Source organism: Frigoribacterium sp. Leaf8 (assembly GCF_001421165.1).
In the GTDB taxonomy this organism is placed as follows: domain Bacteria; phylum Actinomycetota; class Actinomycetes; order Actinomycetales; family Microbacteriaceae; genus Frigoribacterium.
The window spans coordinates 42,583-62,847 of record NZ_LMKB01000006.1 but is presented as its reverse complement, the minus strand read 5'-3'; the positions used below and the strand labels follow the sequence as shown (position 1 = coordinate 62,847).

Annotated in this window: 21 protein-coding genes; 13 read left to right on the top strand and 8 right to left on the bottom strand. The window is 71.2% G+C overall.

What is annotated here, in order from left to right; translation table 11 throughout:
• Positions 1-128 precede the first annotated feature (128 nt).
• The gene (locus tag ASL10_RS11860) at positions 129-1,097 is read left to right on the top strand and encodes a LacI family DNA-binding transcriptional regulator (RefSeq protein ID WP_056049068.1); all 969 of its coding nucleotides are present in this window, start codon (positions 129-131) and stop codon (positions 1,095-1,097) included.
• A gap of 127 nt (positions 1,098-1,224) precedes the next feature.
• On the opposite strand, the gene ASL10_RS11855 is transcribed toward ASL10_RS11860, so the two are convergent.
• Genes ASL10_RS11855 through ASL10_RS11845 form a run of 3 tightly spaced genes read right to left on the bottom strand, consistent with a single transcriptional unit; the run spans position 1,225 to position 3,244 of the window.
• Complete coding sequence (locus ASL10_RS11855) at positions 1,225-1,854, bottom strand: hypothetical protein (protein ID WP_056048147.1); 630 nt, start codon at positions 1,852-1,854, stop codon at positions 1,225-1,227.
• Positions 1,851-2,150 carry a protealysin inhibitor emfourin gene (locus ASL10_RS11850; protein WP_056048144.1) on the bottom strand — a complete coding sequence of 100 codons (300 nt, stop codon included), beginning with the start codon at positions 2,148-2,150 and terminating at the stop codon, positions 1,851-1,853. The genes ASL10_RS11855 and ASL10_RS11850 overlap by 4 nt, the downstream gene beginning before the upstream one ends.
• Positions 2,151-2,206: 56 nt before the next feature.
• Positions 2,207-3,244 (bottom strand): M4 family metallopeptidase, encoded by a 1,038-nt coding sequence (locus tag ASL10_RS11845; RefSeq protein WP_056048140.1) that lies wholly within the window; start codon positions 3,242-3,244, stop codon positions 2,207-2,209.
• Positions 3,245-3,386: 142 nt separating this feature from the next.
• Here ASL10_RS11845 and ASL10_RS11840 point away from each other — a divergent pair, with 142 nt between their 5' ends.
• Positions 3,387-3,926, top strand: a complete 540-nt coding sequence (locus ASL10_RS11840) for an adenine phosphoribosyltransferase (protein WP_054147222.1) — start codon at positions 3,387-3,389, stop codon at positions 3,924-3,926.
• A 37-nt stretch (positions 3,927-3,963) separates the two neighbouring features.
• Here the strand turns inward: ASL10_RS11840 and ASL10_RS11835 are convergent, their stop codons facing one another.
• Entirely contained in the window at positions 3,964-4,698 is a 735-nt protein-coding gene (locus ASL10_RS11835; RefSeq protein WP_056048138.1) for a M50 family metallopeptidase, read from the bottom strand.
• Positions 4,699-4,845: 147 nt separating this feature from the next.
• Between ASL10_RS11835 and ASL10_RS11830 the strand changes: the two genes are divergently transcribed.
• Together ASL10_RS11830 and rpsO are read left to right on the top strand one after the other, a co-directional pair.
• Positions 4,846-5,307, top strand: coding sequence for a VanZ family protein (locus ASL10_RS11830; protein ID WP_056048134.1), 462 nt, complete (start codon positions 4,846-4,848; stop codon positions 5,305-5,307).
• A gap of 93 nt (positions 5,308-5,400) precedes the next feature.
• Entirely contained in the window at positions 5,401-5,670 is a 270-nt protein-coding gene (rpsO, locus tag ASL10_RS11825) for a 30S ribosomal protein S15 (RefSeq protein WP_043596660.1), read from the top strand.
• Positions 5,671-5,793: 123 nt separating this feature from the next.
• Here rpsO and ASL10_RS16060 read toward each other — a convergent pair whose 3' ends face one another.
• Positions 5,794-7,044, bottom strand: coding sequence for a hypothetical protein (locus tag ASL10_RS16060; RefSeq protein WP_157485484.1), 1,251 nt, complete (start codon positions 7,042-7,044; stop codon positions 5,794-5,796).
• 338 nt (positions 7,045-7,382) lie between these two features.
• Here ASL10_RS16060 and ASL10_RS11815 point away from each other — a divergent pair, with 338 nt between their 5' ends.
• Both ASL10_RS11815 and ASL10_RS11810 read left to right on the top strand, forming a co-directional pair.
• Positions 7,383-9,656, top strand: a complete 2,274-nt coding sequence (locus tag ASL10_RS11815; RefSeq protein ID WP_056048130.1) for a polyribonucleotide nucleotidyltransferase — start codon at positions 7,383-7,385, stop codon at positions 9,654-9,656.
• 249 nt (positions 9,657-9,905) lie between these two features.
• A complete protein-coding gene (locus ASL10_RS11810; RefSeq protein WP_157485482.1) occupies positions 9,906-10,955 on the top strand; it encodes an aldo/keto reductase in 1,050 nt (349 codons plus the stop codon).
• A gap of 132 nt (positions 10,956-11,087) precedes the next feature.
• Here the strand turns inward: ASL10_RS11810 and ASL10_RS11805 are convergent, their stop codons facing one another.
• Complete coding sequence (locus tag ASL10_RS11805) at positions 11,088-11,705, bottom strand: TetR/AcrR family transcriptional regulator (RefSeq protein WP_056048127.1); 618 nt, start codon at positions 11,703-11,705, stop codon at positions 11,088-11,090.
• A 252-nt stretch (positions 11,706-11,957) separates the two neighbouring features.
• Between ASL10_RS11805 and ASL10_RS11800 the strand changes: the two genes are divergently transcribed.
• Positions 11,958-13,322 (top strand): pitrilysin family protein, encoded by a 1,365-nt coding sequence (locus ASL10_RS11800; protein WP_056048124.1) that lies wholly within the window; start codon positions 11,958-11,960, stop codon positions 13,320-13,322.
• Between the two features lie 14 nt (positions 13,323-13,336).
• Positions 13,337-13,939 carry a histidine phosphatase family protein gene (locus ASL10_RS11795; RefSeq protein ID WP_056049062.1) on the top strand — a complete coding sequence of 201 codons (603 nt, stop codon included), beginning with the start codon at positions 13,337-13,339 and terminating at the stop codon, positions 13,937-13,939.
• Positions 13,940-13,966: 27 nt separating this feature from the next.
• On the opposite strand, the gene ASL10_RS11790 is transcribed toward ASL10_RS11795, so the two are convergent.
• Entirely contained in the window at positions 13,967-14,494 is a 528-nt protein-coding gene (locus ASL10_RS11790; RefSeq protein WP_056049058.1) for an N-acetyltransferase, read from the bottom strand.
• 63 nt (positions 14,495-14,557) lie between these two features.
• On the opposite strand from ASL10_RS11790, the gene dapB reads away from it, so the two are divergent.
• Both dapB and ASL10_RS11780 read left to right on the top strand, forming a co-directional pair.
• The gene (dapB, locus tag ASL10_RS11785; RefSeq protein ID WP_056048121.1) at positions 14,558-15,292 is read left to right on the top strand and encodes a 4-hydroxy-tetrahydrodipicolinate reductase; all 735 of its coding nucleotides are present in this window, start codon (positions 14,558-14,560) and stop codon (positions 15,290-15,292) included.
• 23 nt (positions 15,293-15,315) lie between these two features.
• A complete protein-coding gene (locus tag ASL10_RS11780; RefSeq protein WP_056049054.1) occupies positions 15,316-15,735 on the top strand; it encodes a tetratricopeptide repeat protein in 420 nt (139 codons plus the stop codon).
• Positions 15,736-15,762: 27 nt separating this feature from the next.
• Here the strand turns inward: ASL10_RS11780 and ASL10_RS11775 are convergent, their stop codons facing one another.
• Positions 15,763-16,668, bottom strand: a complete 906-nt coding sequence (locus ASL10_RS11775; protein ID WP_056048119.1) for a TIGR01777 family oxidoreductase — start codon at positions 16,666-16,668, stop codon at positions 15,763-15,765.
• 91 nt (positions 16,669-16,759) lie between these two features.
• Between ASL10_RS11775 and thyX the strand changes: the two genes are divergently transcribed.
• The 3 genes from thyX to ASL10_RS11760 all read left to right on the top strand — a co-directional run.
• Positions 16,760-17,527 carry an FAD-dependent thymidylate synthase gene (thyX, locus tag ASL10_RS11770; RefSeq protein ID WP_233568516.1) on the top strand — a complete coding sequence of 256 codons (768 nt, stop codon included), beginning with the start codon at positions 16,760-16,762 and terminating at the stop codon, positions 17,525-17,527.
• Between the two features lie 96 nt (positions 17,528-17,623).
• Positions 17,624-18,601: a 4-hydroxy-tetrahydrodipicolinate synthase gene (dapA, locus tag ASL10_RS11765; protein ID WP_056048116.1), complete on the top strand. Its 978-nt coding sequence runs from the start codon at positions 17,624-17,626 to the stop codon at positions 18,599-18,601.
• An 83-nt stretch (positions 18,602-18,684) separates the two neighbouring features.
• Positions 18,685-20,265 (top strand): ribonuclease J (locus ASL10_RS11760; RefSeq protein ID WP_235452790.1); only part of this gene is annotated, 1,581 nt, incomplete at its 3' end.

Sequence of the window (20,265 nt, the reverse complement as noted above, 5' to 3'; positions counted from 1 at the left end):
GGGTGAAACCGGTTACATCGACCCTAAGGGCGCTGATCGCCTGCGTCGGCCCCGCCGTGTAAACACCTTGTTACAAGCGTCGGACCACCGCGCGGGACCGGTTTCACGGAGGCCCTAGGGTGGTGGGCATGAATGGGGCAGGGCGGCTCGCGACGCTGGCGGACGTGGCGACGCTGGCGGGCGTGTCGAAGGCCACCGCCTCTCGCGTCCTCAGCCGCCCCGAGCTGGTGTCGCCCGACACGGCCGGACGCGTGCGCGCCGCCGCCGAGAAGCTCGGCTTCGTGCCCAACCGGGCGGCCCGTCAACTGGCGAGGGGGCGCACGGGCGTGGTCGCGCTCGTCGTGCCGACCCTCGACAACGCGTTCTTCACGCCGATCATCGCCGGGGCCCAGGCCGCGGCGGGCGAGGCCGACCTCCAGCTGACGGTCGTCGTCCACCCGCTGGCCGAGGCGGGCGAGCTGGCGGCGTTCGAGCGGCTGTCGCACCAGGTCGACGGGTTCATCGTCGTCGCCCCGCGTGGGGCCGACGACGTCGTGCGGGCCGCGACCGGCCACAAGCCGACCGTGCTCGTCGACCGCGAGGTGGCCGGGGTGTCGTCGGTCGTCGCCGACACGGCGACCGCCTTCGGCTCGCTCGTGTCGCGCTTCGTCGCCGAGGGGCACGAGCGCGTCGTCTACCTCGGCGGGCCCGACGGCTCGTGGCAGAACACCCAACGCACGGCCGCGGTGGTCGACGCGGCGGCCGGCCGGGCCGAGCTGACGGTGCTGGGTCCCTACCCGTCGACCTTCGAAGCCGGCGTCCGGGCGAGCGACCACGTCCTCGCCTCCGGGGCGACGGCCGTCGTGCCCTACGCGACGGCCATCGGGCTCGGCCTGATGTTCGTCCTCCGTGCCGACGAGCACCGCGCCCGCTCCGTCACGGTCAGCTCGGAGCGCATGGTCGTCGACGCCCTCGGTCTGGTCGGCGTCCCGGCGATCGACGTCGACGGCGAGCACCTGGGGCGGGTCGCGGCCGGCCGCCTGCTCGAGCTGCTGGCACCGGGTGGGCCGTCCGAGCCGACCTCCACGCGCCTCCCGGTGCCGGTCCGCTGGCCCTGACCTCGCCGACGGGCTGCGGAGCCCGACGCGGCTCGGCGGGAGGCGGCCGGGCCGGAGGAGGCTCGGCGGTGGGCGCCGGGCGTCGGGCGTCAGGCGTCGGGCATCGGGCGCCTCAGCGGGAGGCGCCTCAGCGGTAGTCGGCGGGCCAGGCGAAGGCCGGAGGCGCGGTGACGGTCTCGCCGATCGGCGCGAGCACGAGGTCGATGCGTTCGAAGTCCCGCAGCGGGATGCCGGCCGGGTCGGACGTGTAGGGGCTGCCGCCGACGAAGGTGTGCAGTTCGAGCCCGTCGTCGTGCCCGAGCGACCCGACCCCGCGTCCGTCGAGGGCGACGTCCCACTCGCTGAACAGTTGGCCCAGCACGAACGTCTCGCGGGTGGGGGACTCGACGTGCACGATGCCGCTCGTGTCGTGCGTGTGGATCTCGGCGGCGAACTTCGCGTCCGAGTCGTGCCCGATGTCGCCGGGGACGGTCATCGCCTGCCCGTCGACGGTGATCGAGAGGTGCGTGTGCACGTGCATGGCGAGGTCCTGGCCCCAGACGTTCTCGAGACCGGCGGCGGCGGCCCGGGTCTCGAGCCGGTCGGTGGCGGGTCGACCCCACGGAGGCGCGGTGACGGCCCCTCGGACGTTCAGCGGGTTGCCGCTCTGCACCACGGCCACGCCGACCCCGCCCGCCACGAGGACGACGAGGGCGAGCAGCCCCGCGAGCACCTCGCCCGAGAGACGCCGACGAGGTCGGCGCGCGCGGTCGCTCATCGGGTCGGACCGGCCTCGGCCTCGGAGGTGCTGCGGACGCGGTCCACGAGCTCGCGCCACGGGCCCGTGACCTGCTGCTCGGGCAGTTTGGCCTTGCGGGTGGGCCGGGTCTCGGCCGTGATGACCCAGACGAAGCGATCGGGCTGCACGGCCTGCGCGGCGGCCGGGGCCTGCGACCAGGGCACCTGGTCGATGAGGACGAGCCACGACTCGGTGTCGGGCTCGGAGTCGACGTCGACCGTCCAACTGCGGGTGAGACCGGCGAAGCCACCGGAGCGCGACACGGTGACCTTCATGGGCGCGATGCTACCCCGGCCGTGTCCGGGGCAGCAGGGTCTCGTGCCGGTCGGCGTCAGCTGGCCGGGGTGACCCCGACGCCCGTCCACCCGGCCGACGTCGCGCGGGTCTCGTCGGAGTCCGCTCCGTACCGTGTGGTCGCCGCCTCGACGGTGGCCGCCGCGAACTGCGCGAAGGTCGCCTCGGTCGACAGCGTGCCGCCGATGAGCGTGTCGTACCAGATCTGCCCGGCCCGCAACCAGGCCTCGCCACCGAGCGCCTCGGCGACGAGGAAGAAGGCCCGGTTGGGGATGCCCGAGTTGAGGTGCACCCCGCCGTTGTCGTCGGTGGTCTCGACGTAGTCGTCCAGGTGGGCGGGTTGGGGGTCCTTCCCGAGGACGTCGTCGTCGTACGCGGTGCCCGGGGCCTTCATCGACCGCAGCGCCCGCCCCTGCACCTCGGCGGTGAAGAGCCCTTCGCCGATGAGCCAGGTCGCGTCGTCGGCGGTCTGCCCGAACAGGTGCTGCTCGACGAGCGCCCCGAACACGTCGCTGACCGACTCGTTGAGCGCACCCGACTGCCCCTGGTAGGTGAGGTTCGCGGTGTACTGCGTGACGCCGTGGGTGAGCTCGTGCCCGATGACGCTGACCGAGGCCGTGAAGCGCCCGAAGACTTCGCCGTCGCCGTCGCCGAACACCATCCGCTCGCCGTTCCAGAAGGCGTTGTCGTAGTCCTGGCCGTAGTGGACGGTCGCGTCGAGCGGCAGCCCGGCACCGTCGATCGACGAGCGCCCGTAGACCTCGTGGAACAGCGCGTAGGTCGCGCCGAGAGCGTCGTACGCCTCGGTGGCGGCGACGTCGTCGGTGGCGGGTTCACCCTCGCCGCGGACGCGGACGCCCGGCAGCTCTTCGGTGCCCTGCGCGTCGAACACCGTGCGCTCGAGCACGGACTCTGCGCCGAGCGCCCCCCGGACGACCGGGGGAGTCGCGTTGCGGTCGACGGCCTCCATCGCGAGCAGGCCGTTGCGCGCCGCCCGAGGTGCCCGGTGCAGGCGGGGCGAATCGGCTTCGGCGAGGTGGGCGAGCAGGTACGGGGGGACGATGAACCGCGACATGCGTGCACTCTCGCACGCGCCTCCGACATCGGGCCCGACTGTTCACACGATCGTGACGTACCGGTCGGTCGCGCGTCGCGGGGACGGACGCAGCAGGGCTCGAGGGGCAGGGGGCGTCGTCCGCCCGACTACCGTTGAGGGCATGACCGTCACCGATGCCTCCTCGTTCGTCGACAGCAAGATCGCCGTCGTCCCCGACTTCCCGAAGCCCGGCATCCTCTTCCGCGACGTCACCCCGCTCTTCTCCGACGCCGACGCGTTCGCCACCGTGACCACGGCGCTCTCCGAGCCGTTCGACGGCGGGTTCGTCGCCGTCGCCGGCATCGAGGCGCGCGGCTTCGCGCTCGCCGGGGCCATCGCGATCGAGCAGGGCGTCGGCGTCCTCACGGTGCGCAAGGCGGGCAAGCTGCCCGGCGAGGTCCTCAGCGAGAGCTACGCCCTGGAGTACGGCGAGGCCACGCTCGAACTGCGTCCGAACCAGATCCCGGCGGGGTCGAGCGTCCTGATCGTCGACGACGTGCTGGCGACCGGCGGCACGGTCGAGGCGACCGTCACCCTGCTCGAACGAGCGGGCTACGTCGTGGCCGGCGTCGCCGTGCTGCTCGAGCTCGACGGCCTCGGTGGCCGGGCCCGCCTCGAGGGCCACGTCCCCGTGCACGCCCTGTCGTCCGCCCCCGCCTGACGTCTCGCGTCGGCCGGGTGCCGGTGGCCGTCGGACCTCAGGCGAACGACCGAGCGGCTTCGAGCGCACCGGGGAAGAGCAACCCCGCCCCGCCCAGCAGGCAGCCCAGGGCGACGAGCACGAAGACCCCGACCCAGACGACGCCCGGCACCCGGGTCAGCCCGGCGAGCTGGTCGGCGTCCGACGCGGTCGAGCGTGAGCGCCGCCGGCTCCGTTGCAGTTCGAGCGACGCCCGCAGCGCGCCGAAGCCGAGGACCGACGTCACGACGAGTCCGAACACCGCCTGCCAGGTCGGCGACGCGAAGAACGTCACGGCGACGACGAGGGCGGCGCCGAGCAGCACCACCCAGAGCCCGAACCAGTTGCGGATCTGCACGAGCATCAGCGCGAGCAGCAGCAGCAGGGCCCAGAGCAGCCCGGCCGCGTAGCCGGCCGACAGCAGCCACGCGGCGCCCAGGGCGGCGATCGCGGGTGCGGTGTAGCCGGCGAGCAACGTGATGACCATGCCCGCCCCGGTCCGCGGCCCCTTCGACACGGTCAGGCCCGAGGTGTCCGAGTGCAGTCGGATGCCCGTCAGCCGACGACCGGTCAGCACCGCGGCGAGGCCGTGCCCGCCCTCGTGCACGACGGTGACGGCGTGCCGCACCGTGTGCCAGATGCCCGGCAGCAGCACGAGCAGGAGGCCGGCGGCGACGCTGCCGAGCAGCCACGAGCCGGGCAGGGGGGCGGCGAGCTGGCTGATCCGGGCCCAGAGGTCGGTGAGTGCGTCCACCCGACGAGCCTAGGAGGCGCGGTGCGCGGGGTCGCGCACCGCGCCTCCTCGGCCCTGCCGCGGTCGCCCCCGGGGCGGGTCGTCCTCCAGGCTGATCTTGGGCCGTTCCGGGCGTCCTCCCACCGACCGGTGCCGCACCATGGACGGATGCGTCGCGCCGTCCTCCTCCTGCTCACCCTCGTCTACCTCGCCGGGGTCGCCTGGATGACCCTGCGACCGAGCGTCTACGACGCGGACACCGGAGCGTTGCTCTGGCGGGCGCTCGACGTCTTCGCCCGGCACGATGAGACCTCGTGGATCACCTTCGCCCGGGTCGAGGCCGCGGCGAACGTGGCCATGTTCGTCCCGATGGGCATGTTCCCGGCGCTCCTGCTGCCGAAGCGCTTCTGGTGGGTCGGCATCGTGGTCGGGTTCGCCGCGACGGTGGGCATCGAGACCGTCCAGGCGACGTACCTGTCGGCCACGCGCTTCTCCGACCCGCAGGACCTCGTCATGAACACCCTCGGGGCCGCGATCGGGGCGGCGTTCGTCGGCCTCGTCCTGCCCCGGCGGCGTCGGGGTCGGGGACGGGGCCGATCGCGACAGGGGTCGGCGGCGCCCGTCTGGTAGGCTCCTCAGGTTGCCGTCTGAACGGCCGCGGAGAAAGAGAGCTCGCACATCCGGTGACGAGCACCGCGCAACGAACTGAAAGGGGATCCCTCCATGGCACTCGCACCTGACGTCAAGACCCGGATCATCGAAGAATACGCGACCCACCCCGGCGACACCGGATCCCCCGAGGTCCAGGTCGCCGTGATGACGCAGCGCATCCTCGACCTGACCGAGCACCTCAAAGAGCACAAGCACGACCACCACTCGCGTCGTGGCCTGTTGCTGCTCGTCGGCCAGCGCCGTCGCCTCCTGGGCTACCTGTCCAAGGTCGACATCGAGCGCTACCGCACGCTCATCGGTCGTCTCGGCCTGCGCCGCTAGTCCTCGCGCTCCGGACGTCTCGACGACGGCCCCCTCGGCACCCAGCTCCGGCTGCACGCCGAGGGGGCCGTTCTCTCGTTCCGGGGGCGGGGCGGTGCCCGTGCCCGAGGGCAGGTGCGGCGCTCAGTACCAGTTGTTCGCGACCGAGTGCGCCCACGCGGCGCACATCGTGCCGTAGCGGCCCTGGATGTACCCGATGCCCCAATCCACCTGGGTGCGGTAGTTCGTCTGCCAGTCCAGTCCACTCGAGGCCATCTTGTTGCCGGGCAGGGCCTGGGGGATGCCGTAGGCACCGCCCGACGGGTTGGTCGCGTTGGTGCGCCAGCCCGATTCTTTGTTCCAGAGCTGGACGAGGCAGGTGTACTCGGCCCCGGACCCGACCTTCGTGGCCGCGTAGGCCTTGGCGCCCGCCGGGTCGTTCACCGCTCCGGTCGGGGGAGGCGTCGCTCCGCCGGGACGTCCCGTGCCGGGGACGGTCGCCCCGCCCCCGGACGATCCACCACCCCCGGACGATCCGCCACCTCCGGACGATCCGCCACGTGACGGCGCCCTCGCGGCGGCGGCGGCCTGGGCCTTCGCCGCGGCCTCCTGCGCCGCGTACGCCTGCTGCGCGGCGACCCCGGCCCGGTACTGCTGTTCGAGCTCCGCCGTCGAGTCCTTCAGGGCGGCGAGCTGGGCGTAGAGGTCGGACGACCTCTGGGTGGCGCTGGCCACCTCGGCGTCCGCGGTCGCCTGCGCCGCGGCGGCCTGGTCGGCCGCGGCCCGGGCGTCGCGCGCGAGCGAGTCGCGCCGGTCGGCCGCGGTCGTCGCCTGCTCGCTGAGGGACGACACCGTGTTGCTCGCGGTCGTGGCGTCGGCGAGCACCGTCTGCCACCGGTCGCCGAGCTGCGTGAGCGAGCCCAACTGGTACAGCGCGGCCCCGGGGTCGGGCGACGTGAAGAGGTCGGTGCCCAGGGTCTGCGTGCCGCCGGTGCGGAACAGGCTGCCGGCGAGCTGGCCGGCCTCCCGCTCCGCCGTGTGGGCGGTGGCCCGCGCACGCTCGGCGTCGGCCGAGAGCTCGTCCGCTCGCTGCGACGCCGCCGCGAGGTCGGACTGCGCCGCCGCGTCGGCCTGGTCGGCGAGGACCGCCTCGTCGCTGCGGTCGGACGCGGCCTTCTCGAGGCTGTCGAGCGACGCGTCGATCAGGTCGACCTGCGCCTGGGTCGCCGCGGCGTTCCCCTCCGCGGCCTCGACCTGGGCCCAGGTCGGGTACCCCGCGGCGGACGCGGCGGACGGCGCCACGAGCGTCGTCAACACGAGAGCCAAGGAGGCGCCGGTCGCCACCGCGAGGCGGCTCGCGCGACGATCCCGGCCGGACCTGTCGTGAGCACGCATGGAGACGACCCTAACGCCGTCCCCCCGGCACCGCGCCTCCCCGTCCGGGCGACACCCGCGTCGCGGACCCCGGCCGGACGGGTCCGAGTGCTAGGATCGCGCTCGGAGCAGGCCGGTACGGCTGCTGGTCACCGGTGGTGACAGGCGGAATGCCCCGACCGACGCCGAGCGTCCGGGTCGGGTGCGGGGTCCGACCGTTTCTACTGTTGGCCAGACGTGCCACCGCCTCCGTCGCGTTGTTGCACGTGCATGTCGCCATGCCGTCCACGCCGCCCGCTCCGGTACACATCGATGCCCACACGGGGCCTCGATGCAAAACAAAGAGGAGTAGCCCCCACATGGAGGGTCCAGAGATCAAGTTCGGCGAAGCCGTCCTCGACAACGGCAAGTTCGGCAAGCGCACCATCCGATTCGAGACCGGTCGTCTCGCCCAGCAGGCTCAGGGAGCCGTCGCTGCCTACCTCGACGAAGACACCATGCTCCTGTCGGCCACGAGCGCCAGCAAGAAGCCGAAGGACAACTTCGACTTCTTCCCGCTCACCATCGACGTCGAAGAGCGTTCGTACGCCGCGGGCAAGATCCCCGGCTCGTTCTTCCGCCGCGAGGGTCGCCCCTCGACCGAGGCCATCCTGGTCTGCCGCCTCATCGACCGGCCGCTGCGTCCCTCGTTCGTCGAGGGTCTGCGCAACGAGGTCCAGGTCGTCATCACGGTGCTGAGCATCGCTCCCGACGAGTTCTACGACGCCCTCGCGATCAACGCGGCCAGCGCCTCCACCCAGATCTCGGGTCTGCCGTTCTCCGGCCCCATCGCCGGTGTGCGTCTCGCCCTGATCGGTGACCAGTGGGTCGCCTTCCCCAAGGCCAGCCAGCTCGCGGACGCCGTCTTCGACCTGACCGTCGCGGGCCGTGTCGTCACCGACGCCGCCGGCAACGAGGACGTCGCGATCATGATGGTCGAGGCCGAGGCCACCGAGCACGCCTGGGGTCTCATCCAGGGCGGCGCCACGAAGCCCGACGAGGCGATCGTGGCCCAGGGCCTCGAGGCCGCCAAGCCCTTCCTCAAGCAGCTCGTCGACGCCCAGGCGACGATGGCCGCCCAGGCCGCGAAGGAGATCGCCGACTACCCGGTGTTCCTCCCCTACACCGACGAGGTGCTCGAGGCCGTCACGGCCGCCGCCGGCACCGAGCTCGCCGAGGTCTACAAGATCGCCGGCAAGATCGAGCGCCAGGACGCCGACGACGCCCTCAAGTCGCGTGTCAAGGACGCGATCGCCGCGAAGGTCGACGCGGGCGAGTTGCCCGACACGGCCCTCGGCCAGGTCGGTGCCGCCTACAAGTCGGCCACGAAGAAGGTCGTCCGCGACCGCATCCTCACCGAGCAGATCCGCATGGACGGCCGCGGCCTCGCCGACATCCGTCCGCTCGACGCCGAGGTGCAGGTCATCCCGCGCGTCCACGGCTCCGCCATCTTCCAGCGCGGCGAGACCCAGATCATGGGCGTCACCACGCTGAACATGCTCAAGATGGAGCAGCAGATCGACTCGCTGAGCCCGGTCACCAAGAAGCGCTACCTGCACCACTACAACTTCCCGCCCTACTCGACCGGTGAGACCGGCCGCGTCGGGTCGCCGAAGCGTCGCGAGATCGGGCACGGCTTCCTCGCCGAGCGCGCCCTCGTGCCGGTGCTGCCCAGCCGCGAAGAGTTCCCCTACGCGATCCGTCAGGTGTCCGAGGCCCTCGGCTCCAACGGTTCGACGTCGATGGGTTCGGTCTGCGCGTCGACCCTGTCGCTGCTCAACGCCGGTGTGCCCCTCAAGGCCCCGGTCGCCGGCATCGCCATGGGACTCGTCTCCGACACCGTCGACGGTCAGACCCGCTACGCGGCCCTGACCGACATCCTCGGTGCCGAAGACGCTCTGGGCGACATGGACTTCAAGGTCGCCGGCACGAGCGAGTTCGTCACGGCGATCCAGCTCGACACCAAGCTCGACGGTCTGCCGACCGCCGTGCTCGACGCCGCCCTCAAGCAGGCGAAGGAGGCGCGCACCGCCATCCTCGGCGTGCTCAACTCGGCGATCGACGCCCCCGACGAGATGGCCCCGACCGCGCCCCGCGTGATCTCGGTCCAGATCCCGCAGGACAAGATCGGCGAGCTGATCGGCCCCAAGGGCAAGACGATCAACGCCATCCAGGACGAGACCGGCGCCGACATCAGCATCGAAGAAGACGGAACCGTCTACATCGGTGCCGTCGACGGCCCCTCGGCCGAGGCCGCCCGCGCCCAGGTCAACGCGATCGCCAACCCGACCAACCCCGAGATCGGCGAGCAGTTCCTCGGCACGGTCGTCAAGATCGCGTCCTTCGGTGCGTTCGTCTCGCTCCTCCCCGGCAAGGACGGCCTGCTGCACATCAGCGAGGTCCGCAAGCTCGCCGGCGGCAAGCGCGTCGAGAACGTCGAGGACGTCCTCGGCGTCGGCCAGAAGATCCTCGTCGAGATCACGAAGATCGACGACCGCGGCAAGCTCTCGCTCGCCCCGGTCGTGGCGGAAGAAGCCGACACCGACTCGAGCGGAGCGACCGAGCAGTCGACCGACGAGTCCGTCGACGCGTAGTCACCGCACCACGAANNNCCCGCCCCGACCTCGGTCGGGGCGGGCCCTTCGCCGTCCCGGCGGGGCTCCCTGGTCGCTGCCGGAGCAGGAGGCGCGTCCCCCGGATCGGGGCGGCGACACGGCGTAACGATTGGGTGCGGCGGCGGCGGAAACCGGGCGCGTGGCCGTATTCTTGATCGTGGAGGGCGAACCATACCCCATGCGATCGCACAGAGTCGCATCGGGAGTTCGCGACGAGGAAGGAACGGCGTGACCGAGACGACGGCCGAGCTCGCCCGTTCTGCCACGTCCGACTTCGCCGCCGCGGCCGCCATCGCGGCCGCCGCCGCCCGGGCCTCCGCCGCCCAGCCCACCGTTCCCGTCGATCTCGGCATCATCCAGCCGCGCCGCCGTCTGGGCCTCTCCGACCTCAAGGTCTTCCCCCTGGCCCTCGGCGGCAACGTGTTCGGGTGGACGGCCGACCAGGCCGAGACGACCTCCGTGCTCGATGCCTACTTCGATCTCGGCGGCAACTTCGTCGACACGGCCGACTCCTACGCCGGGGGTCGCAGCGAGATCATGATCGGATCGTGGATGCGCTCCCGTCGATCACGCGACGACATGGTCGTGTCCACCAAGGTGGGCAAGAGCGCCGACAACCCCGGTCTGACCCCCCGCGCGATCGAGCGGGCCGTCGACGCGTCCCTCGAGCGGCTCGGAACCGACCACATCGACCTGCTCTACTTGCACGTGGACGACACCGAGGTGGCGTTCGAGCGCACCCTGCTGGCCGTCGACCACCTCATCCGGGTGGGCAAGGTCCGATGGTTCGGCGGTTCCCACCACTCGGGCAACCGCCTCTACGAGGCCCGCATCGCGGCGGGGATGCTCGGAATCGCCCCGATGGTGGCCCTGCAGAACCAGTACAACCTCCTCGACCGGTCCGAGTACGAGAAGGGCCTGGCGCACGTCGCCGCGCAGCAGCGACTCGCCGTCATGCCGCGCTTCGCCCTCGCCAGTGGGTTCCTCACGGGCAAGTACCGTTCGCGCTCCGACTTCGCCCACAGCCCCCGTCGCCGGGCGCTCGCGAAGTACTTGTCCAAGAGGGGCCTCAAGGTCGTGCACGAGCTGGACCGCATCGCGTCCGTCCACGAGGTCTCGAGTGCTGCGATCGCGCTGGCCTGGTTGCTCGCCAAGCCGAACGTCGTGGCACCGGTGGCCAGTGCGACGAACGCCAAGCAGGTCTACGAACTCGCCCAGGCCGCGCGGGTGCAGCTCACACGCAACCAGGTCCTCGACCTCGACCGCGCCTCGGCCTGACCGCCAGGCGACGTGGTCGGCCCGTACCTGGGGGTACCCGACGACGACGTCCGCGGGGACGGCGCCACGGTGACGCGTTGCGGGGGACAGCGCCCATGGTGACGTCGATGTGCGGCGTCGTCCGCCGATGACCTAGGCGGCGACGAGGAGCCGCTCCGCCGTGCGGCGCAGGGAAGCCGCCGCGGCGATGGCGTCGCCGGCGTAGGCGCCCACCTGGGCGCCGTCGAGGGCGAGGACGAGATCGTCTGCTGCGTCGCCCGGCAGGGGGTGGCCCGCGACCTTGAAGAGGGAGACCATCTCGGCCGTCAGCCACTCGCGGTGCTCGGCGATGGCGAGACGGACGGGGTGGGTCGGATCGCTGAACTCGGACGCCGCGTTGGCGAAGGCCGAGCCTCGGAACGAGACGGTCTGGAGTCGGGCGCCGACCGCCTCGAGGTACGCCTCGAGGGTCGCGCGGCCCCCGTCGTGGGCCTCGACCAGGGCGGACAGCTCGGCTGCCTCGAGGTCGTGACGACCGGCGAGGTACTCGAGCACGAGGGTGTCCTTCGCGCCGAAGTGCTTGTAGAACGTCGCCTTGGTCACCGACGACTCGGCGATGAGGCGGTCGACGCCGACGACGCGGACGCCCTCGTCGTAGAACAGGCGGTCGGCGGTCGTCAGGACGCGGGATCGGGCACCGGGGACGGGGGAGTCGGCGCGAGGGCGACCAGGGAGACGCTGGACGGCCGGTTGGGGGGAATCGACCGTCACAGCGTGGCTCCTTGGGACGTCTCGGCTAGAAGCCGCGTGGGGGACGCGCGCTCCGGACCTTCTGACGACGTCCGACCAGCCGCCGACGACGACCATCAGGGGGGATGGGGTCGTCGTCGGTGGTCTGACTCTAGCACCGATGAGGACAAACAGAGTTGTCTGTTTGTCCCCAGAATCGTCCCCCAGTTCGGGTGCCAGCCGTCCCGTGGGGCTCACGGACTACCGCAGGGAGGGTCGCCTAGGCTCGACATGATGAACGGCCCTGTCTCCTTCCCGCTCGACGAGGTCGAGATCTCCTTCCGCGCCACGGGCGACGCGCTGGTGAGTCGCACGGTGCTGCCCTCGGGCGTCCGGGTGCTCAGCGAGCGCATGCCCGGGGCGCGCAGCACGACCATCGGTCTTTGGGTGGCGGTCGGGTCCCGTGACGAGTCGGACGCCGAACGGGGGTCGACCCACTTCCTCGAGCACCTCCTCTTCAAGGGCACCCCGACCCGTTCCGCCCTCGACATCGCGGTGTCGTTCGAGTCGGTGGGTGGCGAGCACAACGCCGCGACGGCCAAGGAGTACACCTGCTACTACGCCCGGGTGCGCGACGTCGACCTCGACGACGCGATCGACGTGCTCACCGACATGGTGACCTCGTCGACCCTCGACCCGGCCGAATTCGAGACCGAACGAGGGGTGATCCTCGAAGAACTCGCCATGGCGGAGGACGATCCCGCCGACATGGCCGGTGAGCGGCTCTTCGAGTCGGTCTTCGGCGACCACCCGCTCGGTCGTCCGATCGGGGGTTCGCCCGAGAGCATCCGTGCTGCGGCCCGCGACGACGTGGACCGGCACTACCGAGCGAACTACCGTCCGCAGGATCTCGTCGTGTCCATCGCCGGGGCGGTCGACCACGACCGAGCACTCGAACGGTTGACGGCGGCGCTCGACCGGGCCGGGTGGCCCACCGAGGCGGCGTCGCCCGTGCCCCGTCGCGACGACGCGCCCGTCGGGCTCGTCGCGGGCGAACCGCTCCAGGTGATCCGGCGTCCCCTCGAGCAGGCCACCGTCCTGCTGGGGCTGCCGGGCATCTCCGTCGGGGACGACCGTCGACCCGCCCTGGCCGTGCTGAACTCGGTGCTCGGCGGGGGCATGTCGTCTCGACTGTTCCAAGAGATCCGTGAGCGCCGGGGACTCGCCTACTCGGTCTACTCGTTCGCCCCGAGCTACTCCGACGCCGGTCTCTTCGGGCTCTATGCCGGGTGCACGCCCGCCAATGCCGGAGAGGTCGCCCGGCTCATGCTCGGCGAGCTCGAAGGCCTCGCCACCGACGGCATCACCGACGACGAGCGCCGACGAGCCCTCGGCCAACTCGGAGGGGCGGCGGCCCTCGCCCTCGAGGACAGCGACACCCGGATGAACCGCCTCGGTCGGGCCGAGATCTCGACGGGTGAGTTCGTCGACCTCGACACGTCCCTCGCCCGGGTCGAGGCCGTGACGTCCGACGACGTCCGGACGTTGGCGGACCGTCTCCTCTCCGGCCCCTTGTCGACCGTGCTGGTGGGCGAGGTCGACGAGACGTCCTTCCCGATCCCGATCCCGACGACGACGTCGGGAGCGACCCCTCGATGAACCAGGAGACGACGGTGTCCCATTACCTCTACCTCGTCCGGCACGGCGAACAGCAGGACGCCGAGCACGGACTGCCCGACGGTCCACTGAGCGAACGGGGCAAACGCCAGGTGCGCCTCCTCGCCGAGCGCCTCGGGGGAGTCCCCTTCGACGCAGCGTGGCACTCCCCGCTCGAGCGTGCCGAAGAGACGGCCGCGATCATGACCGAGCGCATGCCGGCACTCGAGTCACAGCCGTCGACCCTCCTCTTCGACTGCGTGCCGTCCGGTCCGACGGCCGACATGCCGTCGTCCTACAAGCCGTTCTTCGGCGGGGTCACGGACGAGCAGATCGAGGCCGGGCAGGCCCAGATGTCCGACGCGGTCGCCGAGTGGCTCACCCCGGCCCGAGAGGATCGCCATGATCTCCTGATCACGCACAACTTCGTGATTGGGTGGTTCGTCCGCGAGGTGTTCGGAGCACCCGACTGGCGGTGGATGGGCGTCAACCAGGCCAACGCCGGGTTGACGATCATCCGGGTGCGATCGGCGAAGCCGCCGGAGCTCGTGACGCACAACGACCTCGGGCACCTGCCCGTCGAGCTGCGCACCGGCCTTCCGGTCGAACAACCCTTCTGAGCTCTTCGTCCGCCGGTGGCACCCCCCTCAGGCGGTCCCGCGCGGGTCCTCTGCCCGGACGGCCTTGCCGTACCACGTCGTGGCGTTCGGGTTCGCGTTGTAGGGCTCGATCGTCGTGTACCCCGCGCTGCGGTAGAGCCCTCCGGCAGCCGCCAGGCTGTCGTTCGTGTCGAGCACGATCTCGTCGGCCCCGAATGCGGACGCCCGACGTTCGAGTTCGTCCAGCAAGGCCCGACCGAGACCCAGTCCCCGGCCCGCGGGACGCACGTAGAGGTGCTTGACCTCGTACCGCACGGCCCCCGAGGCCGAGGGGGCGATGAGTCGGATGCCGCCGCACGCGGTCGGCTCGGAGGCCCGACCCGCGTCCGGGTCGGCCGCTTCTCCCTCGACGACGACGAACACGCCGCCCGGCGGCACGAAGGCCGTGGCGTCGGGCAGGGTCGTCGTGTACGTGCCCTGTGCCGAGGGGAAGGTGCTCTCGCGCTCGGTGAAGTACTCGGTCAGGAGGGCGGCGGCATCGGGGGAGGAGACGCTCGTCTCGCGGAACCTGGGCATGCCGTCCATGCTAGGTCGCGGCGCGGCCCGGTCCGTCGTGGTGCCCCCGGTAAGTTGGACGGCATGACTTCGCGCATCGCCGTGGTGGGAGCCACCGGCACCCTCGGTTCGTTCATCGTCGACCTCGTCGAGCGCACCCCGGGGCTCGAGCTCCACGCCGGTCTCTCGTCCCGCGACGATCTCGACGACGTCCTCGGGGCCGACCTCGTCGTCGACGTCACGCACCCTGCCGTCAGTCCGGGGATCGTCGAGCACGTCGTCCGCGCGGGCATCCCGGTGCTCGTCGGAACCTCGGGCTACAACGCCGAACGCCTGGCCCGTCTCTCGACGGTCGTCTCCGACGCGGACGGCCCCGGCGTCCTGGTGGTGCCGAACTTCTCGATCGGTTCGGTGCTCGCGACGCGGTTCGCCACCCTCGCGGCGCGCTTCTACGAATCCGTCGAGATCGTCGAGGCGCACCATCAGGGCAAGGTCGACTCGCCGTCGGGCACGGCCGTGCGCACGGCGGAACTCATCGCCGAGGCTCGTCGGGACCTCGGCCCGGTGTCGGCGCCGCACGCGGACCAACGGGCCAGGGGTCAGCAGGTGGCGAGTGTGCCGGTGCACAGCATGCGCCTGCGCGGCGTCGTCGCGAGGCAGGAGGTCGTCTTCGGCGGTGACGGCGAGACCCTCACTCTCACGCACGACACGCTCTCGCAGCGCGCGTACGAGAAGGGGCTCCTCGTCGCCATCGAGGCCACCCCGGGCGTGACCGGGGTCGTCGTGGGGCTCGACGCCGTCCTGCCCCTCGAATCGTGAAGGGGCGTGCGGCCGCGCTCCTGATGGCGCTGCTCCTGCTCCTCTACGTCGTGCTGGTCGGTCAGCGGGCCGTCCTCTTCCTGTCGACGGGCGAACCGGTCGCCATCGCGCTCGGCGTCGCCCTGCTCGTCCTCCCCCTCCTGGGATTGTTCGCCTTGGTGGTCGAACTGCGCTTCGGTCTGCGCACACAGCAGATCGTCGCGCAACTCGCGGCCGAGGGCGGATTGCCGGTCGACGACGTGCCACGGCGTACCTCCGGTCGGTACGAGCGCGAGGCGGCCGACGCGGCGTTCCCCGCCTACAAGACGGCCGTCGAGGCGGCACCCGACGACTGGCGCGCGTGGTTCCGCCTGGGCCTGGCCTACGACGCCTGCGGTGACCGCCGACGAGCTCGTCAGGCCCTGCGCTGGGCCATCAAGCTCCGGCGCGAGACGGCCGGCTGAACCCGCCCGCCCGAGTCGTGCCCGTGCTCAGAGCGCGTCGACGAACGCGGTCAGCGCGTCCTCGACCGTGCGGTGCCTGAAGGTGAAGCCGTCGCGCTCGAGCACCTCGGGCACGACCTGCTGGCTCGGCAGCAGCATCTCCCGCCCGGCCTCCTGCATGGCGGTCGAGATGACGGCCTCGGGAACGCCCAGCAGGTAGGGACGGTGCAGGTCGGCCGCCAGGGTGCGCGTCACGAGATCGCTCGTCGCCGGCGTGGGGCCGACCAGGTTCACGGGTCCCGAGACGGACGACGTGAGGAGGTGCACGATCGCGGCGGCCTCGTCGTGCAGGCTGATCCAGGGCCAGAACTGGTCGCCGGTGCCGAGTCGCGAGCCGAGCCCCAGCTTGGTGAGCGGCAGCAGGGGCTTGAGCGCGCCTCCTCCGGGGCCGATGACGATGCCGGTCCGCAGCATCACGACGCGCGTGGTTTCGGGGGCCTTCCGGGCGGCGGCCTCCCAGGCGACGACGACGTCGCTCAGGAACCCCTCACCCCGGCCGCTCGACTCGGTGAGTCGTTCGCCGGGCCGATCGCCGTAGACGCCGACGGCCGAGCCGCTGAGGAACGTCGAGGGCGCCGTGGACGCCGCCGCCATGCCGTCGACGAGCGTCGACGTCGCGGCCAGACGTGACTCGAGGATCTCGCGCTTGTACCCGGCCGTCCAGGGCAGACGACCCAAGGAGGCGCCGGCCAGGTTCACGACGGCGTCCGCGCGGGCGATCAGGTCGTGGTCGACGATGCCGGCGCTGGGCACCCAGGTGTACTCGTCGTCGGCCCGGGGTTCGCGACGCACCAGCGAGAGCGGACGGTGGCCTGCCTCGCGCAGCTGGCGGGTGAGTTCGGTGCCGATCATGCCGCTGGCGCCGGAGATCAGGACGGTGAGTGCGTCGGTCATGGGGACACCGTATTCCGGCCCGCTGGGGGAGCGTCCGCCGGTGGCGCGGGCGCTTCCCGTCGGGAGCGCCCTGCGAGGTAGAGTCGACGCCGTGCCCGAGACCGAAGCCACCCCCGCCGTGCCCGCCGACAAGACCCCCGAGTTCCGTTCCGACGTCACCGTCGAGCTGGTCCGCTCGAGTGCCCACGACTCCGACGTGCTGTTCGCGGCCCGGGTCTCCACCATGGGCGAGCTCACACTCGACGGCGCGCAGGCGTCGGCCGACGGGGCCCAGGCGACCAAGGGTGCCGGCCTGATCAACTACCTGATGCGCGACCGTCACGGCTCGCCGTTCGAGCACAACTCGATGACCTTCTACGTGCAGGCGCCGATCTTCGTCTTCCGCGAGTTCATGCGTCACCGCATGGCCAGCTACAACGAAGAGAGCGGTCGTTACCGCGAGCTGAACCCGGTCTTCTACGTCCCCGCTCCCACGCGCAACCTGCAGCAGGTCGGCAAGCCCGGCGCCTACGACTTCCTGCCCGGCACACCCGAGCAGTCCGCGCTGGTCGACGAGGCCACCCGCGCCGCGTCGGTGCAGGCGTTCGAGGCCTACCAGCGCATGCTGGACGCCGGCATCGCCCGCGAGGTCGCGCGGATCGTGTTGCCGTTGAACATCTACTCGTCGATGTACGTGACCGTGAACGCACGGTCCCTGATGAACTTCCTGAGCCTCCGGACGAAGCGCGAGGGCACCCACTTCCCGTCGTTCCCGCAGCGCGAGATCGAGATGTGCGCCGAGAAGATGGAAGACCTCTGGGCCGAGCTCATGCCCCTCACCTACGCGGCGTTCGGGGCGAACGGGCGCGTCGCCCCCTGACGGCCGTCCTCGCCGACGCGACCGGCGCCTCCTGACCGGGGCGTCCGACGCCTCACGAGGAGGTCGGGCCCGACGCGAGCCAGTACGCTGGAGGGCGTGTCGAACATCAGCAACCCCTTCGGTCAGGTCCTCGTCGCCCTCGTGACGCCGTTCACCGCTGACGGCGAGGTCGATTGGCCTGCTGTCGAGAAGCACATCGACGACTGCATCAGCGCCGGGGCCGACGGCATCGTCGTCACGGGCACGACGGGCGAGACCAGCACGCTGACCGACCCCGAGAAGCTCCGACTCGTCGAGGTGGGCAAGTCGGTCGCCGCAGGCCGGGCCAAGATCATCACGGGTGGCGGGTCGAACGAGACGGCGCACGCCATCCAGCTCTACAAGGCCAGCGAGAAGGCCGGCGCCGACGGCGTCATGATCGTCACGCCTTACTACAACAAACCCACGCAGGCCGGTGTGCTCACGCACTTCCGCATGATCGCCGACGCGACCGACCTGCCGGTCATCCTGTACGACATCCCGGGCCGCACCGGCATCCCGATCAAGTACGAGACCCTGCTCCGGGCCGCCAAGCACCCGAACATCGTCGCCGTGAAGGACGCCAAGGGCGACTTCGCCGAAGTCAGTCGCGTCCTCAACCAGACCGACCTCCTCTACTTCTCGGGCGACGACGCCAACGTGCTGCCCCACCTCGCCATCGGCGCGTCGGGCCTCATCGGCGTCACCGCGAACATCGCCGCGGCGCCGTACCGCACCATCGTCGACGCCGTGAACGCCGGCGACCTGCACACCGCGACCGAGGCCCACCAGACGCTCGAGCCGCTCGTCCGCGCCGTCATGACGCACGTGCCGGGCACCGTCGCGGCGAAGTACATCCTGCACGGCCTCGGGCGCATCTCGAGCCCCCGCGTGCGCCTCCCCCTGGTCGGCCCGGAAGACAGCGAGGCCGCCCTGATCGAGGACGAGCTGTCGCACGTGGGCTCGATCCCCGGCCTCGACCTCAGCCGCTTCCGGCCCGACCGCAACGCGGCGGCCGGCGGTGCGCTGCCCAAGGTGCACGGCACCACGCGCTGACCTCCTGATCCCCGCCGACGACGACGTCGGCCGCAGACCTCCCGCACAGAGGGGCACGAGCCCCACGCCAACCGAAGGAACAGATGCCCACGACAATCCACGCCCCCCGAGAACTCGCCAAGGGCACGCTCCGCGTGATCCCGGTCGGCGGGCTCGGCGAGATCGGCCGCAACATGACGGTCTACGAGATCGACGGCAAGCTGCTCATCGTCGACTGCGGAGTGCTCTTCCCCGAAGAGCACCAGCCCGGCGTCGACCTGATCCTGCCCGACTTCTCGCCCATCCGTGATCGCCTCGACGACATCCTCGCCGTCGTGCTGACGCACGGCCACGAGGACCACATCGGCGCCGTGCCCTACCTCCTGCGTCTCCGCAAGGACATCCCGCTGATCGGTTCGCAGCTGACGCTCGCGCTGATCGAGGCGAAGCTCAAAGAGCACCGCATCACGCCTTACACCCTGGCCGTCAAAGAGGGTGGGCGCGAGTCGCTCGGGCCGTACGACCTCGAGTTCATCGCGGTCAACCACTCGATCCCGGACGCTCTCGCCGTCGCCATCCGCACGTCGGCCGGCACCGTGCTGCACACCGGCGACTTCAAGATGGACCAACTGCCGCTCGACGACCGCATCACCGACCTCCGGGCGTTCGCCCGCCTCGGTGAAGAGGGCGTGGACCTCTTCCTGCCCGACTCGACGAACGCCGACGTGCCCGGGTTCACCGCGCTCGAGCGGGACATCGGGCCCGTGCTCGACGACGTGATCCGCCGGGCTCCGCGTCGCGTGGTCGTCGCGAGCTTCTCCAGCCACGTGCACCGCGTCCAGCAGGTGCTCGACGCGGCTCACGCCAACGGTCGCCGCGTGGCCTTCATGGGCCGCTCGATGGTCCGCAACATGGGCATCGCGGCCGACCTGGGGTACCTCAAGGTGCCGGACGGCGTCCTGATCGACGCCAAGAAGGCCAAAGACCTTCCCGACGACCGCATCGTCTACATGAGCACCGGGTCACAGGGCGAGCCGATGGCCGTCCTCGCCCGCATGGCGAACCTCGAGCACCAGATCGAGATCGGCGCGGACGACACGATCATCCTCGCGTCGAGCCTGATCCCCGGCAACGAGAACGCGGTCTACCGCGTCATCGACGGCCTCACCAAACTCGGGGCCAAGGTCGTCCACAAGGGCAACGCCAAGGTCCACGTCTCGGGGCACGCCTCCGCCGGCGAGCTGTTGTACTGCTACAACATCCTGCGGCCGAAGAACGTCATGCCCGTCCACGGCGAGCACCGGCACCTGTACGCGAACGCGGCGTTGGCGGTCCGGACCGGCGTGCCGCAGAAGAACACCATCCTCGGCGAGGACGGCATCGTCGTCGACCTGCGCGACGGAGTCGCCGAGGTCGTCGGCCAGCTCGACATCGGTTACGTCTACGTCGACGGCTCGACCGTCGGCGAGATCACCGACGCCGATCTCAAGGACCGCCGCATCCTGAGCGAAGAGGGCTTCATCTCGGTCTTCATCGCGATGGACGCGTCCACGGGCCGTGTCGTGGTCGGACCCGAGATCCAGTCGCGTGGCTTCGCAGAAGACGAGCGGGTCTTCGACGACGTCAAGCCCAAGATCATCGCGGCCCTCACCGAGGCGGCGGAGAACGGCACGCGCGACACGCAT

Excerpts from the sequence above, each read along its gene's own strand:
- ASL10_RS11860 (WP_056049068.1), top strand. The coding sequence starts at position 129 with ATGAATGGGGCAGGGCGGCTCGCGACGCTGGCGGACGTGGCGACGCTG.
- ASL10_RS11855 (WP_056048147.1), bottom strand. The coding sequence starts at position 1,854 with ATGAGCGACCGCGCGCGCCGACCTCGTCGGCGTCTCTCGGGCGAGGTG.
- ASL10_RS11850 (WP_056048144.1), bottom strand. The coding sequence starts at position 2,150 with ATGAAGGTCACCGTGTCGCGCTCCGGTGGCTTCGCCGGTCTCACCCGC.
- ASL10_RS11845 (WP_056048140.1), bottom strand. The coding sequence starts at position 3,244 with ATGTCGCGGTTCATCGTCCCCCCGTACCTGCTCGCCCACCTCGCCGAA.
- ASL10_RS11840 (WP_054147222.1), top strand. The coding sequence starts at position 3,387 with ATGACCGTCACCGATGCCTCCTCGTTCGTCGACAGCAAGATCGCCGTC.
- ASL10_RS11830 (WP_056048134.1), top strand. The coding sequence starts at position 4,846 with ATGCGTCGCGCCGTCCTCCTCCTGCTCACCCTCGTCTACCTCGCCGGG.
- rpsO (WP_043596660.1), top strand. The coding sequence starts at position 5,401 with ATGGCACTCGCACCTGACGTCAAGACCCGGATCATCGAAGAATACGCG.
- ASL10_RS16060 (WP_157485484.1), bottom strand. The coding sequence starts at position 7,044 with ATGCGTGCTCACGACAGGTCCGGCCGGGATCGTCGCGCGAGCCGCCTC.
- ASL10_RS11815 (WP_056048130.1), top strand. The coding sequence starts at position 7,383 with ATGGAGGGTCCAGAGATCAAGTTCGGCGAAGCCGTCCTCGACAACGGC.
- ASL10_RS11800 (WP_056048124.1), top strand. The coding sequence starts at position 11,958 with ATGAACGGCCCTGTCTCCTTCCCGCTCGACGAGGTCGAGATCTCCTTC.
- ASL10_RS11790 (WP_056049058.1), bottom strand. The coding sequence starts at position 14,494 with ATGCCCAGGTTCCGCGAGACGAGCGTCTCCTCCCCCGATGCCGCCGCC.
- dapB (WP_056048121.1), top strand. The coding sequence starts at position 14,558 with ATGACTTCGCGCATCGCCGTGGTGGGAGCCACCGGCACCCTCGGTTCG.
- ASL10_RS11780 (WP_056049054.1), top strand. The coding sequence starts at position 15,316 with ATGGCGCTGCTCCTGCTCCTCTACGTCGTGCTGGTCGGTCAGCGGGCC.
- ASL10_RS11775 (WP_056048119.1), bottom strand. The coding sequence starts at position 16,668 with ATGACCGACGCACTCACCGTCCTGATCTCCGGCGCCAGCGGCATGATC.